The sequence below is a fragment of the Asticcacaulis biprosthecium C19 genome (assembly GCF_000204015.1).
Classification (GTDB): Bacteria; Pseudomonadota; Alphaproteobacteria; order Caulobacterales; family Caulobacteraceae; genus Asticcacaulis; species Asticcacaulis biprosthecius.
Genome location: NZ_GL883078.1, coordinates 861,475 through 876,685 on the forward strand (window position 1 = coordinate 861,475; position 15,211 = coordinate 876,685).

Annotated in this window: 15 protein-coding genes; 4 read left to right on the forward strand and 11 right to left on the reverse strand. The window is 60.4% G+C overall.

Features of this window, described 5'->3' with window-relative positions:
* Positions 1–188: 188 nt before the first annotated feature.
* Positions 189–509, reverse strand: coding sequence for a 4a-hydroxytetrahydrobiopterin dehydratase (locus ABI_RS14325; protein ID WP_006273740.1), 321 nt, complete (start codon positions 507–509; stop codon positions 189–191).
* A 158-nt stretch (positions 510–667) separates the two neighbouring features.
* Here ABI_RS14325 and ABI_RS14330 point away from each other — a divergent pair, with 158 nt between their 5' ends.
* Together ABI_RS14330 and ABI_RS14335 are read left to right on the forward strand one after the other, a co-directional pair.
* Positions 668–2,554, forward strand: coding sequence for a glycoside hydrolase family 2 protein (locus tag ABI_RS14330; protein ID WP_083811514.1), 1,887 nt, complete (start codon positions 668–670; stop codon positions 2,552–2,554).
* A 50-nt stretch (positions 2,555–2,604) separates the two neighbouring features.
* Positions 2,605–2,982, forward strand: a complete 378-nt coding sequence (locus ABI_RS14335) for an SseB family protein (protein WP_040309284.1) — start codon at positions 2,605–2,607, stop codon at positions 2,980–2,982.
* A gap of 337 nt (positions 2,983–3,319) precedes the next feature.
* Here the strand turns inward: ABI_RS14335 and ABI_RS26680 are convergent, their stop codons facing one another.
* From ABI_RS26680 to ABI_RS14365, 6 genes are all read right to left on the reverse strand, one after another.
* A complete protein-coding gene (locus tag ABI_RS26680) occupies positions 3,320–3,568 on the reverse strand; it encodes an endonuclease domain-containing protein (protein ID WP_083811515.1) in 249 nt (82 codons plus the stop codon).
* A gap of 132 nt (positions 3,569–3,700) precedes the next feature.
* Entirely contained in the window at positions 3,701–4,510 is an 810-nt protein-coding gene (locus tag ABI_RS14345) for a sugar phosphate isomerase/epimerase family protein (RefSeq protein ID WP_006273745.1), read from the reverse strand.
* A 50-nt stretch (positions 4,511–4,560) separates the two neighbouring features.
* On the reverse strand, positions 4,561–5,442 hold the full coding sequence (gene phhA / locus ABI_RS14350; protein WP_006273746.1) for a phenylalanine 4-monooxygenase: 882 nt from the start codon (positions 5,440–5,442) through the stop codon (positions 4,561–4,563).
* A gap of 128 nt (positions 5,443–5,570) precedes the next feature.
* Complete coding sequence (locus ABI_RS14355; RefSeq protein WP_006273747.1) at positions 5,571–5,876, reverse strand: winged helix-turn-helix domain-containing protein; 306 nt, start codon at positions 5,874–5,876, stop codon at positions 5,571–5,573.
* A 5-nt stretch (positions 5,877–5,881) separates the two neighbouring features.
* Positions 5,882–6,475, reverse strand: coding sequence for a hypothetical protein (locus ABI_RS14360; RefSeq protein ID WP_040309459.1), 594 nt, complete (start codon positions 6,473–6,475; stop codon positions 5,882–5,884).
* A 32-nt stretch (positions 6,476–6,507) separates the two neighbouring features.
* Entirely contained in the window at positions 6,508–7,101 is a 594-nt protein-coding gene (locus ABI_RS14365) for a hypothetical protein (protein WP_006273749.1), read from the reverse strand.
* Between the two features lie 250 nt (positions 7,102–7,351).
* Here ABI_RS14365 and ABI_RS14370 point away from each other — a divergent pair, with 250 nt between their 5' ends.
* Entirely contained in the window at positions 7,352–9,442 is a 2,091-nt protein-coding gene (locus tag ABI_RS14370; RefSeq protein WP_006273751.1) for a prolyl oligopeptidase family serine peptidase, read from the forward strand.
* A 251-nt stretch (positions 9,443–9,693) separates the two neighbouring features.
* Here ABI_RS14370 and ABI_RS14375 read toward each other — a convergent pair whose 3' ends face one another.
* On the reverse strand, positions 9,694–10,518 hold the full coding sequence (locus ABI_RS14375) for a LytTR family DNA-binding domain-containing protein (protein WP_006273753.1): 825 nt from the start codon (positions 10,516–10,518) through the stop codon (positions 9,694–9,696).
* 74 nt (positions 10,519–10,592) lie between these two features.
* On the opposite strand from ABI_RS14375, the gene ABI_RS14380 reads away from it, so the two are divergent.
* Positions 10,593–11,585 carry an alpha/beta fold hydrolase gene (locus ABI_RS14380; protein ID WP_006273754.1) on the forward strand — a complete coding sequence of 331 codons (993 nt, stop codon included), beginning with the start codon at positions 10,593–10,595 and terminating at the stop codon, positions 11,583–11,585.
* Positions 11,586–11,776: 191 nt separating this feature from the next.
* Here the strand turns inward: ABI_RS14380 and ABI_RS14385 are convergent, their stop codons facing one another.
* The 3 genes from ABI_RS14385 to ABI_RS14395 form a co-directional block, all read right to left on the reverse strand.
* Positions 11,777–12,961, reverse strand: coding sequence for a hypothetical protein (locus ABI_RS14385; RefSeq protein WP_006273755.1), 1,185 nt, complete (start codon positions 12,959–12,961; stop codon positions 11,777–11,779).
* Positions 12,962–13,063: 102 nt separating this feature from the next.
* The gene (locus ABI_RS14390; protein ID WP_006273756.1) at positions 13,064–14,227 is read right to left on the reverse strand and encodes a hypothetical protein; all 1,164 of its coding nucleotides are present in this window, start codon (positions 14,225–14,227) and stop codon (positions 13,064–13,066) included.
* Positions 14,224–15,108, reverse strand: a complete 885-nt coding sequence (locus tag ABI_RS14395; RefSeq protein ID WP_006273757.1) for a response regulator — start codon at positions 15,106–15,108, stop codon at positions 14,224–14,226. The genes ABI_RS14390 and ABI_RS14395 overlap by 4 nt, the downstream gene beginning before the upstream one ends.
* Between the last annotated feature and the right edge of the window lie 103 nt (positions 15,109–15,211).

Below are 15,211 nucleotides of genomic sequence, written 5' to 3' on the forward strand. Positions count from 1 at the left end.
AATAAAAAATAAATGCGAGACGAATACCATCCTGCAAAGCGGCCGACAAACAGGTGCGGGTTGGTATTCGCATTTTTTTAGCTCAAACGCCGCATGGCGCGCCGCATATGCGGCGGCGCGCAGTCGCGCTTGCCAGATGCGATGAGTGAAGGTCATCGCATCTGGCAAGTAGGTTTTACCGCCGGCTACTATGCCAAAATTGCTGCCGGCTGGACGCCGCTGGCCTGGGCCGCCAGTTCGATAAAACGCGCCAGGGTGTGGTCACGTTCTGTGACCGCATCGGCATCGTGCGTCGTCAGGCGAATCTGCACACGGTTATAGACGTTGAACCATTCGGGATGGTGGTCGATGCGATCAGCCTCGGCCGCTACCGACGCCATAAAGGCAAAGGCCGCCTTAAAATCGGCAAAAGTAAAGTCGGCGCGGATGGCCTTACCGTCCGGATCGATTTTCCAATGCGGGTAATCCTGGGTCAGGGCCAGCAGTTCGTTTTCCTTGAGCTTATGCACGGCGGTCGCCTCCGATTTTGGCGCATCATGAACCCAAAGCTATCAAACGCCAATGGCCTTGGAACCCTCAGACGGTAAAGCCGTTGTCAGGCGTTGAACGGCGGGTTAAGTCGAGTGCAAATAAAAACACGGGAGGTCATCATGAAGGTACTGAAACAATGGGTTCTGGCTTTTGTGATGGCGACGGCGCCCCTGGGTGCACCCTTGGCCGCCCTGGCGAACCCGGCGCCCCCGCGGATAAGGCAGCCTATGCCGACGTGACGCCGCAATACATCCTGGTCAATGGCGATCTGCGCACGGGTGTCAGCCTGTCCGGCCCGTGGCACTGGTCGCTCGACCCCTACCGCGATGGCCTCTACGACTTTCACGGCAAGCCCTACGACCCAACAAAGGGCCGCGCCATGGACATCAGCGTTGCCGACGCCATGGCCAAGAATCCCAACGCGCTGTTCGAACACGACATCCACCGCGCGCCGGTGACCCAGGTGCCAGGCTCGTGGATCGGTTATGATCCGGAGACGCGTCACTATGACGGGCTGATGTGGTATCTGAAGACCTTCGACGCACCCGCGCGCTCAGCCAAGCGGGTGTTTCTGCGTTTTGGCGCCGCCGATTACCGCGCCGATGTCTATCTCAATGGACAGAAGGTCGGCAGCCACGAAGGCGGCTTCACCCCCTTCAGCTTCGAGGTGACGGATATCCTGCGCGAAAAGGGCAACAATCTGATCGTCGCTGTCGATTCCAAGCGTTCGGCCGACACGGTGCCGCCGACCATCACCGACTGGGAAACCTATGGCGGCATCACCCGCGATGTCCGCCTGGTCATCACGCCGCAGACCTTTGTCGATGACGACTTTATCCGCCTCACAAAGGACGGCCGCATCGCCGCCGATGTCGCCCTGGAAGGCGCCGGCAAGGCTGGAACCGCGGTCGAGGTGGCCATTCCGGCGCTGAAACTGACCCTGAAGGGCACGACCGACGCCCAGGGCCGCGTGTCGCTGAGCGCCGCCGCGCCGAAAAGCCTCAAGCGCTGGTCGCCGGATACGCCGGTGCTGTACGACGTCACCGTCAAGGCCGGAGAAGATACCGTCAGCGACCGCATCGGCTTTCGCACCATCGAGGTCCGCGGCGCCGACATCCTGCTGAACGGCGAACCCATCTATCTGCGCGGCATCTCGCTGCACGAGGAAGAGTTCGGCACCTCGCCCCAGCGCATCATCACGCAATCGGCGGCGCGCGCGCTTCTGGGCGAGATCAAGTACGGGCTGAACGGCAACTATGTCCGACTGTCGCACTATCCGCACTCGGAGGTGATGACGCGCATGGCCGATGAAATAGGCCTGCTGGTGTGGTCCGAGGTTCCCGTCTATTGGACCGTTAAGTTCGACAGCCCGACCGTGCTGAAGGCCGCGCAGCGCATGCAGGCGGAGAACATCCTGCGTGACCGTAACCGCGCCTCGATCATCATCTGGAGCATCGGCAACGAAACTCCGGTCAGCGATGCCCGCAACAGCTTCTACACGGCCATGGCGCAACACGCGCGCGCCATCGACGGCACCCGACTGGTCTCGGCGGCATTGCTGAGCCACCGCCAGATCGTTGACGGCCGCATCGACATCACCATCGATGACCCGATCGTGCCGGAACTGGATGTGCTGGCGGTCAATACCTACAACGGCTGGTACGGCAACGACAAGATCGAGGACGTGCCCAACACCGTCTGGCACAGCGCTTCGGGCAAGCCTTTGCTGCTGTCGGAGTTCGGCGCCGATGCGCAGTACGGCCATTTCGATTCCGAGCATCACAGCCGTTTCAGCGAGGACTACCAGGTCGATTTCTATAATGGCACCCTGGCCATGGCGGACAAGATCCCGTTCCTGCGCGGCATGTCGCCGTGGATTCTGAAGGACTTCCGCTCACCGCGCCGCCAGACCACCTGGCAGGAGGGTTGGAACCGCAAGGGGCTGGTGTCGGAAACCGGCCAGCGGAAAAGGGCGTTTTTTGTGCTGAGCGACTATTATAAGAAAAAGGCGGCGGAGGAATAAAGCGCCGAGCTCTTGTACCGCAGTTTTTGGAAGTTGCTCCGAGGAGACCAATGAATTTTACGCCTGTCAACAATCTTGAAGCAGAATTGGTGAGCGTTCGGAGTGGTCACGTCCCGATGACCAGTTTCCTGCGCTTGCTTTGTGCATCTGATTTATATGTGCCGAGTGCGAATGAAGTCGGGCAAGATTGGTCAGGGCTCCAACCTGTCATCTTCGACAAGGAAGGTGTACAAATGGTCGCCTGCTTTACCGCTTTGGAGCGCATTGCTGATGCTTCAAAATTGGCCCCCTATTGCCTAACGATACGCGGCGGCGAATTTCTGAGACGCATTCCGCACGAGTTTGGGCTGGTTGTTAATCCCGGGCATGAGGTCGGTTTTGACGTGCCGCCCATAGGCCTGCGAAAAATCATATCCGAATTCGCCTAAGTCCATTCATGTCGACGCGCGGCTTGGCAAGAGGGGCGAACTGCAAGGGCCTTGCCTCGGAAACCGGTCAGCGCAAGCGGGCATTCTTTGTGCTGAGCGAGTATTACCAAACGAAGGCGGCGGAGCACTGACACTTTCTTATACCTCCCCGCGCCTCTTCGCGTGGGGAGGGGGACCGCTCGAACGAAACGTAGCCAAAGGCGGAGTGAGTGAGGTGCGGTGGTGGGGCGACTTACTTTTGGCTCAACCGCGCCTGGACAGTCAGCCAAATACCGTCCGCTGCTCCATCTGGATCGCGGAATACCTCTCCGGCCGGAATTCGATACACTTCGATACCCTATTCATTCAGCCAGCGGTCTCGTCGTTCGTCTCGGTCGGAATCGTGAAGGGCTCCGTCAACTTCCACGTATAGCTTTACCTTGTGGCAGTAGAAATCGAGAATATACGGCCCCTTCGGATGTTGGCGACGAAAAGCGATTCCGTCGCCATCCCTGTGCTTCAGTCTATCCCATAGAAGGAATTCCGGCGTCGTAAGCTCACGCCGCATTTCCTTGGCGAGGGCCAGTTTTCGGATGTCCCTTTTCATGGTTTCAAACTATCAATCTACGGCATTTTCGTAAAGTCGCCCCCCCACCACATCTCACGCGCTGGCGGCCTACGGCCTGGCTCGCTCGTGCGGTCCCCCTCCCCACGCAAAGAGGCGTGGGGAGGTATAAGATTAAACGCCCTTCAGATACTTATAGCTGCTCGCTAAGCTCACAAACCCATCCGTCGGGTTGTCGTGCTCGACATAGACCTGTTCGACGCCCTTGGCCTTGGCGACCTTCAGCACCTTGTCCCAGGGGATTATGCCTTCACCGACCGGCGCCATGTCACCTGACGGCGTCTTATCCTTCAGGTGCAGGGTCTTGATGCGATCGCCGTGTTCTTCCAGCACATGGACAGGATCGTGGCCCGCTAGGCTGCACCAGTAGCAATCGAGCTCGATTATCACCAACTCAGGATCGGTGCGCTCCAGCAGGATATGGAACGGCATCTCCGGCCCTTTCCCCACAAACTCGAAATCGTGGTTGTGATAGCCGAAGACGACCCCGCGTTCCTTGGCCAGTTCGCCCCAGTGATTCATCCGATCGGCCCACATGGCCCAGTCACCGCGCTGATCCTGCGGGATCCACGCCATGACGGCGTACTTGGCGCCCAGCACCAGATTATCATCTAGGGTGGCTTCCGGATTGGACATCAGATCAGCCAGGCCGACATGGGTTGCCGTCGCCTTCATATCGGCTTCGTCGAGTGCCGCCTTGAAAGCCTGCGCCGTCATCCCGGCCAGGTTGGACGTCTCGATATGGCGATAGCCGATGGCGTGAAGCTTCTTGAACGTCCCGACCGGATCGGCCTTCAGCGCATCGCGGACGGTGTAGAGCTCGACACCCGGATCATAGAGAGTTTGCGCGGCGCGGGCGGTCCCGGCAAGCGCCCCAGAAACAACTAGGCCCGACAGGCCGAGCAGCAGATGACGGCGATTCATGAGGCGTCTCCTTATGGTTTTCGCCATAGGAGCACCCGAATAGCCGGCTGTCAAAGCGCCTTGTGATAGGCGCCGGTGCCGTGATGGAAGACCCGGTCGCTTTCCAGCACATCCGAGGCCCGCAAATCGGCCTGGCCGCTCAGTTCGTCATAGATCGGTCCGAAATCGGTTTGCGCCAGTTCAAACAGGCTGTCGATCGACGGCAGGACGAAGTAGCTCTCCTGGAACTCGTCGATGCGGTAGTGCGTCCGCATCACCCGCCTCAGATCAAAGCCGATACGATTGGGCGAGGCATCGTCGAGCGCAAACACCGTCTCGGTAAAGGACGACAGGATGCCCGCGCCGAAGATGCGCAGGCCCTCGGGCTGTTCGACCAGGCCAAACTCTACCGTGTACCAGTACAAACGCGCCAGCCGGTCCAGCACACCCAGCTTTTCGGCGCGAAGGCCTCCCTCGCCATAGGCCTGCATGAAGTCGGCCATGACCGGGTTCATCATCATCGGCACATGGCCGAAGATGTCGTGGAAAACGTCAGGTTCCTGGAGATAGTCGAGTTGATGGCGCTTGCGGATGAACTGACCGGCCGGGAAACGGCGGTTGGCCAGGTGGTCGAAGAAGACGTCATTGGGCACCATGCCCGGCACGGCCACCACCTGCCAGCCGGTCTTGGCGGTCAGGACCTCGGACAGGGCGTCGAAGTTCGGGATGGCGGCATCGGTAATCGGCAGGTCGTTCAGCCCGTCGAGATAGGCCTGGCAGGCGCGGCCCCTGACGCGCTCCATCTGGCGGTCGAACAGGACTTTCCAGGTGCCGTGTTCGTCGGCGGTATAGGCCTGCCAGTTCTGTGGAATGGTCCAGTCCGGCCGTTCGGGGACATAGCCGCCGACAATGCCGTGTTTTTCATCTGCAATGTTGAAGGACGGGTCATCCATGGCGCATCTCCGTTGGAGATAGTGTGCCGTTAAATGGTTTCAAATGCAATTATCATTTGCGTGAGTGGAAATGGGCCGTCCTTTCTTCTCCTCCCCACTTCGTAGGGAGGAGAAGTATAGACCGCGTTCTATCCCCCCGCGTCGGCGATCAGCTTCTTCATCGCGTCGAGATAGGCGATATAGGCTTTGCGCCCGGTGTCGGTCAGGGTGACCGTGGTCTGCGGCTTCTTGCCGACAAAGGCCTTGTCGATCGACACATAGGCTGCCTCTTCCAGCTTGCGCAGTTGCACCGACAGGTTGCCGTCGCTGGCCTGGAGCCGCTGTTTCAGGACAGTGAACTCCGCGGCACCCGCCGTCGAGAGGTAGGCCATAATCCCCAGACGCAACCGGCCGTGGATCACGTCGTCTATGGATTCGATGTTGAACTCGTCCATGGCGCTCAGGCCTTCTCAGCCTTCATCAGGATGTAGCCCGGCAAGCTGGCCAGCAGCAGCAGGCAACCGGCATAGGCCAGCATCTGCTCCGGCATGGCGGCCATAAGGCCTAGCACCGGCGCTGCCACAAAACAGCCCAGCGCCACCAGCTTCAGCCAGGCCAGGCCTGACATACGAGCATCGACCCACCAGCCTACGCCATACAAAACGATCAGGATCGGCGCGATGAAGGACAGGGCCATGGTCTCATGCGTCTGGTAAACCACCAGGATCACCGTGATGAGGGAGGCGCCTATCCCTAAGCCTACCGCCGACCAAACCGAACTGGAGGCCTTGCCGGTGGCCGTGATGGCGCGGCATTGACGGTTACGCAGCCAGGCAATGACGCCGAACAGGCCGCCCAGGCCGAACCAGATGGCGAAACTGACCCAGGCTTGCTGGGGCAGGACACCCGTCATCAGAAGATACTGGCCGATTGAGGCCAGGCTGAAGATAATCCCGGCCCACATCAGGATGTAACCGCTCCTCAGCGGGCCGGCATTGCCGGCCTCCGCCAGGGCTTTCATGTAGGCGATATCGTCTTGCAGGTTTGAGGACATGGCTGATTCCTTGAGATTGGTGACAACAGACATCAGACGGCCGGCTTGCGCAACATCAGGGTCAGGCCGGGCAGGACGGCGAAGACGGCGACGCACACGGTATGGACCAGGTATTGCTGCGCCGTGCCGGCCAGGGTGGCGGTATAGATCGCGCAGAGGAAGGCGCCGATGGCCAGAAGGTTAGGCCATTTGCGGCCCGACATGACCGCCGTCAGGCGCCAGCCGATGCCGTAGATACAGAGTGTGATCGGCGACGATATGAAGGCCGCCTTATCGCCGACGCCGAACTGTATCAGCATGGCGATAATCGCGCCGACCAGGAACAGGGCGCCCAGGATCAGACTGCCCCAGATGGCGCGGTAGCGGCGAAAGCCCGGGTGAACCTTCACCAGCGGATCGACCCCCACCTTCAGGATGACGCCGAACAGCAGGAAGGCCGCCGTGGCGCCCATCCACACCAGGCCGATCATGCCGGGATGCGGCAAATGGACGGCACCCGACAGCACCAGATAATTAACGAAGCTGGCAGTACCAAAGGACAGCCCGGCCCAGAAGGGCATGCTGCCGTCGATGATAACGGTGTCGGTCTCCAACTCTTGAGAAGCGGTCATGGCGAGGGTGGACATCTGAGGTCTCCGGGTTGTGATAAGCCATGCCTATATGAAGTACTTTATTTTGTAAAGTTCTTTTTCGTTGGCGCAATGTGACTCTTTTGTAATGCGACAGGCGATGAAAGTCGGGTAGTTTCACCGGAAATCTTTTTGGTCGAACGCAAGTTTATTTGAGGTGGGGCACATGACACGGACTTCCCTGACGGCACTGGCATTGGTATGGGCGCTGAGCACAATCGCCGCTTCACCAGGTTTCACCCAACCCATGACCACTGTCGCCAAATCCACCGCGTCCAATCCCGCCGACCTCCCCAATGACGCCCCCGATCCGCGCGGCTTCCTCGATGAGATTGATGGCGAGGCCGCCATGGCCTGGGTCCATGCCCATAATGCCGCGAGCCTGGCTCAGTTGGGCCAGAACCCGCTGTTCGAGCAATACCGCACCGAAGCGCTGAAGATCCTGGAAGCGACCGATCGGGTGCCGGCGCCGAACTTCGCCACCGGCGGCTTCGTCGACAACTTCTGGCAGGACAAGGACCACGTCCAGGGCCTGTGGCGGCGAACGAACTGGGACGCCTACAAGAGCGGCCAACCGGACTGGCAGACTATCCTTGATATCGACGCACTGGCCAAGGCGGACGGCAAGACCTGGGTCTATGGCGGGTCATCTTGTCTGCCGCCGGCCAATACCCGCTGCCTGATCTCGCTGTCCGACGGCGGCACCGACGCCGACGAAATCCGCGAATTCGACGTAACCACAAAAAGCTTCGTCAAGGATGGCTTTTTCCTGCCGGCCGGCAAGCAGAACGCCAGTTGGCGCGACGCCGACACGATCTATGTTTCGCGCGAGTTCACGCCCGGCGAGTTGACCGAGTCCGGCTATGCCTATGTGACCAAGGTGCTGAAGCGCGGCCAAACCCTGGACCAGGCGGTTGAGATCCACCGCGGCGAAAAGACCGATGTCTCCGCCGGGCGCTATCCGGTGCGCGACATTACCGGCGCCTATGTCGCTGATGCGTCGTACCGCTATCTCGACTATTACCATTCGCAATACAGCTTCCACGATGGCGACCGCACCGTCACCTTCCCGCTACCGACGACCTCGAGCTTCTCGGCACTGCATGAGGGTCAGATCGTGTGGTGGCTGAAGGAGGATTGGACCAGCGCCTCGGGCAGGACCTTCACCTCCGGCTCGGTGATTGCGTTCGACTTTAAGCAAGGGATGGCCAATCCAACGGCCATCGAACCTGCCCTGCTGTTCCAACCCAGTGCTCACGAATCCGTCGAAGGCATCAGCCAGACGCGCAACCGCCTGATCCTGACCCTGTCGGCTAATGTCGTCGGCGAAATCCGCGCCTACAGCTTGAAAGACGGCCAGTGGTCGTCGATCCGCATCGAACTGCCGGAAAACTCGACCCTGTCGGTCGGCTCGGCCGACGATGAAAGCGACCGTGTCTTCGCCTGGTCGAGCGGCTTTTTGCAGCCTTCGACCCTGTACCTGGCCGACGCCGCCACCGGTAAGGTCGAGAAACTGCGCACCGCGCCATCGCGTTTCAATGCCGAAGGCCTGCAGGTGCAGCAGCACTGGGCGACGTCAAAGGACGGCACGCGCGTGCCCTACTTCCTGGTTGCCCGCAAGGACATCAAGCTGGACGGCACGACGCCGACCCTGCTCTACGCCTATGGCGGCTTCGAAGTGTCGATGCAGCCGTCCTATTCGGGCAGTCTGGGCAAGCTGTGGCTGGAACAGGGCGGCGCCTATGCCCTGGCCAATATCCGCGGTGGCGGCGAGTTTGGACCGAAGTGGCACGAGGCTGGGATGAAGACCAACCGCCAGCGGATCTATGACGATTTCGCTGCGGTCGGCGAAGACCTGATCGCGCGCAAGGTGACGACGCCGGAACATCTCGGTATCATGGGTGGGTCCAACGGTGGCCTCCTGATGGGCGTGCAACTGACTCAACGGCCGGACCTGTGGAACGCCGTGGTGGTCCAGGTGCCACTGCTCGACATGGTCAACTATACCCGCATGTCGGCCGGCGCCTCGTGGCAAGGCGAATACGGCAATCCCGACGATCCGGTCGAGGGCGCCTTCCTGCGCTCGATCTCGCCCTATCATAACGTGAAGGCGGGCGTGGCCTATCCGGAACCTCTGTTCGAAACCTCGACCAAGGACGACCGTGTCGGCCCGGTTCATGCCCGCAAGATGGCAGCGCTGTTCGAAGACATGAGCCTGCCGTTCTACTATTATGAGAACACCGAGGGCGGCCACAACGCCGCCGCCAACCTGCAGGAAACCGCCCGGCGCTATGCCATCGAGTATACCTATCTGGCTGAAAAGCTGATGAAGAAGTGAGTTTTCAACCACGAACCACACCAACAGACACGAACTTCAGGCACATCTTGACGCCGCGCAGCGGCTGAAAACTATTGAAGTTTTGGAACCGCGAATGGACGCAAATAAACGCGAATAGATCGGCTTCACCATTCGCGTTTATTCGCGTCCATTCGCGGTTCCTGAAATACGTAAAAAGGGCGCTACGCGGCGGGTTCAAGCACATCCTGAAGTTCGTGTCGGTTCGTGTCGTTCGTGGTAAAAAATCTTACCTACGCCGGCGTCACCGTCTCCAGCCATTGGTCGAACGCCTTGCGGCGGTGGCGGCTTAGCGGCAGGGCCAGGCCGGTGACCAGTTCCACCTTGTCGCCCGACGTCTTGCGGATCGCCTCACCCGACACCCAGTGCGAGCGATGAATCTGGAATCCACCCAGCAGCAAAGCTTGCGCCTGTGCCAGGGTCATATGGATCAGCGCCTCACCCTTCGGCGTATGGACGCGCAGATAATGGTCCTCCGATGACAGGGCCAGCACCGGCTGGCCGCGCAGTTCGCGCGGCAGCTTCGCCCGGAAATCCGCCGTACCGTCTACCACCGGCGGCGCCTCGACCTGGCTACCGTCGCGGATGCGCTCCCACGATAAGACCAGACTGACCGCCCGGAAAATCAGGGTCATGATGAGGTTCTGCCATACCAGGCTCACCGGATCGATCTGGCCAGCGACCGCCGGGGCGAACACCGCCAGGCTCAGATAGACCACCACCGCGCCCGGCACGGCCAGGGCGACATCGACGCACAAGGCCGCCCATAGGGGCCAGTAGCCCTGGAACCAGCGCCGCGCCACGGCATAGGAAAAGCCGAGAGATCCGGCGCCGATCACGCTGACGCACAGCGTGAAATGCGCCAGGCGTTCAGCCAGGGTCATGCCGGTATAACTGCCGAAAGGCCCGATCAACCCTAGGGCCAGGCCGATCACCGGCAGGCTGGCCAGGATCTGCCAGCGCAACAGCGGCGCCGAATGAAAGCTCAGGAAGGACGGACCCAGGCGTAGCGCTCCATCGGCGAAAGACGGCTGCCAGTGGCGAAAACTACCTGCCATTGGCGAAACACCGCGAGACATAGAACGGCGCTATCCCGTAGGCAAGAGACCTCAACTCACCTCAGGGGATACCCGTGCTCAAGACCGTTGTTACCACCCTTATCGCCGTGCCCGTCATTGTCGCCATCGCCATCGGCGGCGTCCTGACCTTTACCGGCCCGAAAACGCCGCCGCCCATCGAGGCCATCGAAAGCGCCAACGCGCCCCTGTCGGTTTTCGCCCGGGAACAGCCAGCGCCGCAATATCTGACGGCGCGCGACGGCGAGAAACTGTCTTACCGCTTCTTTCCCGGCAAACCCGGCGGCGGGGTCGCAGTTGTCGTCCATGGTTCATCCGGCACCACGGTGGCCATGCAGGGCATTTCCAAGACTTTGTCGCAGCGCGGCGTGACCGTCTACTCCGTCGACCTGCGCGGGCACGGCCTCAGCAAGGGCCCGGAGGGGCGCTTGGGTGATATCGACCACCGCGGCCAGTACGAGGAAGACCTGGCCGATTTCGCCGCCCTGGCGGAACGTGAGCACCCCGCCGAAAAGCGCCTGCTGCTGGGTCATTCCATGGGGGGCGCGATCGTCCTGCGTACGGCGGGCTTTCCTGCCTATGCCAGGAACTTCGACGCCTACCTGGCCCTGTCGCCGGTCATCGCACCAGGATCGGCCCTGGACCAGCCAAAACAGGGCTGGGTTGCGGTCAGCATCCCGCGCATCGTGACCTTGAGCATCCTGAACGGTTTCGGCATTTCTGCGCTGGACCATCTGCCGGTCCTGGCCATGGCGGTGCCGCCGAGTGACAACAATATGCGGCCGAAAACCTATAGCCATGCCCTTCTCTCTTCGGCCAACCCGCCGCGCGAGTGGCAACCGGCCTATGCGGCGATCAAGGCGCCGACGCGCGTCCTGATCGGCAGCAAGGACGAACTGTTCCGCGCCGAAATGTATCCTGGTGAACTGGGCAAGGCGAATCCGAACATCCCGGTGACCCTGCTGCCCGACGTCACCCATATGGGCATTGTCTATCAGCCGGCCGCTTTGGATGCCGTGGCGATGACGGCGGAGGATCTGCTGCAGTAACGTCCTGAACGCACCGCTTAGCGGCATCAGATATCAAAGTGGGTCCACAGATTACACAGATTAGAAGGATTTAAGACGCGCTTCGCGCAAGACTATCCCGGAAACACCTCTTAATCCCTTTAATCTGTGTAATCTGTGGACCCACTTAAGGTAAAATGCCGCTGAGCGGCGGCGTCAGGACAGACTGAAAATTAAGCGGCCGTCCGGTCGTCGTTATGCAGGCACGCCGCCAGGCTGGCTTCGAAATCGACCAAGATATCGGCGAATTCGATGCTTTCCAGCGGCCGGGAATTGTTCTCGATCACCTTGGCCATCCGGAAGCGCCAGAAGGATACCATGTGGTTCAGCACGCCGATTTTCTCGCCCAGGCGCAGGAACAGGTGCGAACCGTGTTGCAGAAAATGGCGGAACGGCTCCGGGTTGCGATCGCGCGCCAGGGCCGTATAGACGTCGTCGTACGACTCAAGCGTCTGGGCGATTTCCTTCAGGGTCTTGACGATCGCCCGGGCCAGGCGCGGACGCACCTTGCGCAGATAGCCCCGCAGGATGTCGTCGTGCGTCACATTGGGCTTGTAGTGGGCCAGGCCCGTCAGCACTTCACGCACCCCGTTCTGAAGTTCCCTGTGGCACCACAGGTAATAGAGGAAACCCCGCCAGCACATGACGCCTTCGTAAAACGCCTCGGGCGTCATATCCAAGGCACCACGCAATGGCAGAAGTTCCTGGTCCAGCTTGTCCGACAGAATCTTGTTGCCCAGCTTGTCGGCCTTCTTGCCGTCCTCAGCGTCGAAGTCGTCACCCAGAGCCGCCCGCACCAGATCCTCAACCTTCTGCGCCGTGTAGGCTGCCATTTCGGTCAGGTCGGCGTGCGAAATCTGGAAATAGATCCCGGCCGGCCGGATGCCGATCCGGCCCAGATGCTCACGGACCAAGAACGGATCCAACGACGGCAAGCTGTCCAGGATATGCAGGATGCGGACGTCACGGTTCTTGGCCAGACTGTCGATGCCCAGGTAGTTGGACATCAGCCCGTCAAACCCGATCTGGCGATAATAGATCGACCGGCCACCCAGGCGCAGGTCGAACGGGTCATAGGGCAAGATGATCTTGGTCACCGTGGCGCGGCCGTTGTTGAACAACTGGCGTTCGTCGGCACGCAGGGTATGTTTCAGGATGATGGCGCGGTTGAGCTGCGAATTCTCGAACAGCGGCCGCTCCGCCCAGGCGTTCTCTTCGCGGTGATGCACGAAGACCTTGGTCAGATTCATGACCCGGCTGGACGCTGCCGTCCGGTTCAGATGGGCCAGGTTGCGGATTTCCCGGGCCGCGGTGAACTGGCTTTCACCGGACGTGCCGGATACCTGCAACAAGGCCATGCGGCGGTTACTCCAAACAAGCCTCATACCAAAACGTGCCAGAAAGCCTCCCGCGCACGTTTTGGCCAGGTAACGTTCTTTGGCAAGAGGCGCCTTAAACTATCAGTCGCTGAGGGGGCGTGACACGCAGGTCAGCGAATCCTCGAAATCCATCAGGATGTCGGCATATTCCCCTGGCGTCAGACGCTGGTTCATCATCTGCTGGCCCATGCGGTAGCCCCAGAACGAACCGATGTGCGACAGAATGCCGATGTTCTCGCCCAGTTCGTAGAACAACCCCGGCCCATCCAACAGGAAGCGGCGGAACGGTCCCGGATTCTCCCCCTCGACCAGGGCGTGATAGGCCTGATCGTAGACATTGAGCGTACGGCCGACATTGGCGATCGCGTTGACGATGCTGCGCGCCAGACGTGGCCGGCACTCCTTGAGATATTCGCGCAGGTTTTCGTCGGACGCGCCGATCGGTTGATAGGTGGCCAGGCCTTCCAGGACACGGCGCATCTCTTCCTGAAGCTCCAGGTGACGCCATTTGAAGTACAGGAAGCCGCGCCACGAGAAGATGCCGTCGGAGAATTCCTCGTCCGACATGCGCAGGGTCTTTTTGAGCGGCCACAGCTCCTTGTCGAGCTCATTCGCCAGGATCTTGCCGGCCAGCTTGAGCGAAGCGCCGCCGACCGTGGCGTCACCGAAGGCCGTCGCCACCAGGCGCTCGATTTCCTCGTTGGCGAAGCCGATCATGCGCTGAACGTCAAAGGGCGAGATCTTCAGATAGCAGGCTGCGGGCTTGAAGCCGTTGCGCGACAGGTGCTCGCGCACCAGGAAGGGATCCAGCGACGGTGAGGAATCGAGCAGGCGCAGGACCTGGACGTCGGAATTGCCACTGATGTCGTCGGTGTTGAAATAGTTGCGGCAGAAGCTGTCGAAACCCATCTGGTTGACGAAGATCGAGCGGCCGCCCAACTTCAGGTCCAGCGGGTCGAACGGCAGGATGACCTTGGTCGCCGTGCGGCGCGAACGGGCGAACTGATCGCGTTCATTGGCGCGCAGCGTGTGCTTGACCAGGATCGCCTTGTTCAGCTGCGAATCGCGGAAGAACGGCCGGAGCTGGTATTCCTTTTCCTTGGACGAGTTCAGATAGATCTGGGACAGGTTCAGCACGCGCGACGTCGAGGCGGTTTCGCCCAGATTGGCCAGATTGCGGACATCGCGGTTGGTCGCATTGCCTATGGTGCCATTCTTGGCATCAGCCGGAGCAAAGGCGTTCATGACACCTTCCTTTTGCGGCGCTGGTCAACCAGACGGTTCAGTTGCGACACGATGTTCACAGCCTCTTCATGCTCACTGTAGGGGACATCGTTCAGCCGGATCAGGGCGTCAAGATGCACATCCAAAACTTCGGCTTCTGCCTTGTTCCCAAAGTGTCGCACATACTCGTTTAAAGAGTGTGTAGCTTGTTCCAGCAGTTTTAACCGCATACCGTGGGCCTCGGTTTGGACCTCAAGCAAGCGGCCGGTCAGGTTGTCCAGGACCCTGGGGTCGATCCGTTCGTGACGCAGCAAGGCCTGGCGCAGGACGTCCGCCTCACCCGACAGCCGTTCACGAAGGGTACCATCGTCGGCGCGGCGCAAAATGCCCGGAAACAGGCCGGCGCGGCGTCTGCGGCGGTCGGGCCCCGTGAAGCCGGCGGAGACAATAAAACGTTGTTTGCGCGTCAGGGAATGGGTCACGGCCTTCAGCAGCGAGGTGGTCGAAAACGGCTTGACGACAAAGTCGTTGATGCCGGCCTTTTGCGCCGTCGTCACATCGTGCTGCCGCTGACGCCCGGTCAGCATGACGATCGGGACCTGTGGATTGGGAAATTCGGGCTTTTCGCTGTGGGCCGCCTGGCGGATCTCGCGCACCAGATCAATCCCCGACTTGCCCGGCAACTCCCAGTCCATCAGGATCAGGTCGGGATGGTGCGCGTGGATCTGCTCGACCGCCTCCTCCGCCGATCGGGCATAGTGCAGTTTGACGAAGCCGGTGGCGCGCAGCAGTTCCTGGACCAGACGGCGCGAGGCGTCGTTATCTTCGACGATCAGGATGCCAACCGACTCGCAATCGATTTTCCGCAGCCATTTCTGCGTCTGTGAATGCGCCGTCGCCATTCGAACCATCTGTTGTCGCCCCCCAATGAATACTGCAGCGCAAACTAGAGGGAATACCTAAATTATTGGTAATTAAGCCATTGATTTCATGGTTAATTTTATT

Bases quoted from the DNA above. Each gene is read 5' to 3' on its own strand.
- ABI_RS14345 (WP_006273745.1), bottom strand. From the start codon at position 4,510: ATGAATCGCCGTCATCTGCTGCTCGGCCTGTCGGGCCTAGTTGTTTCT.
- ABI_RS14365 (WP_006273749.1), bottom strand. From the start codon at position 7,101: ATGTCCACCCTCGCCATGACCGCTTCTCAAGAGTTGGAGACCGACACC.
- ABI_RS14395 (WP_006273757.1), bottom strand. From the start codon at position 15,108: ATGGCGACGGCGCATTCACAGACGCAGAAATGGCTGCGGAAAATCGAT.
- ABI_RS14360 (WP_040309459.1), bottom strand. From the start codon at position 6,475: ATGTCCTCAAACCTGCAAGACGATATCGCCTACATGAAAGCCCTGGCG.
- ABI_RS26680 (WP_083811515.1), bottom strand. From the start codon at position 3,568: ATGAAAAGGGACATCCGAAAACTGGCCCTCGCCAAGGAAATGCGGCGT.
- ABI_RS14385 (WP_006273755.1), bottom strand. From the start codon at position 12,961: ATGGCCTTGTTGCAGGTATCCGGCACGTCCGGTGAAAGCCAGTTCACC.
- phhA (WP_006273746.1), bottom strand. From the start codon at position 5,442: ATGGATGACCCGTCCTTCAACATTGCAGATGAAAAACACGGCATTGTC.
- ABI_RS14330 (WP_083811514.1), top strand. From the start codon at position 668: ATGGGTTCTGGCTTTTGTGATGGCGACGGCGCCCCTGGGTGCACCCTT.
- ABI_RS14370 (WP_006273751.1), top strand. From the start codon at position 7,352: ATGACCACTGTCGCCAAATCCACCGCGTCCAATCCCGCCGACCTCCCC.
- ABI_RS14355 (WP_006273747.1), bottom strand. From the start codon at position 5,876: ATGGACGAGTTCAACATCGAATCCATAGACGACGTGATCCACGGCCGG.
- ABI_RS14335 (WP_040309284.1), top strand. From the start codon at position 2,605: ATGAATTTTACGCCTGTCAACAATCTTGAAGCAGAATTGGTGAGCGTT.
- ABI_RS14375 (WP_006273753.1), bottom strand. From the start codon at position 10,518: ATGGCAGGTAGTTTTCGCCACTGGCAGCCGTCTTTCGCCGATGGAGCG.
- ABI_RS14390 (WP_006273756.1), bottom strand. From the start codon at position 14,227: ATGAACGCCTTTGCTCCGGCTGATGCCAAGAATGGCACCATAGGCAAT.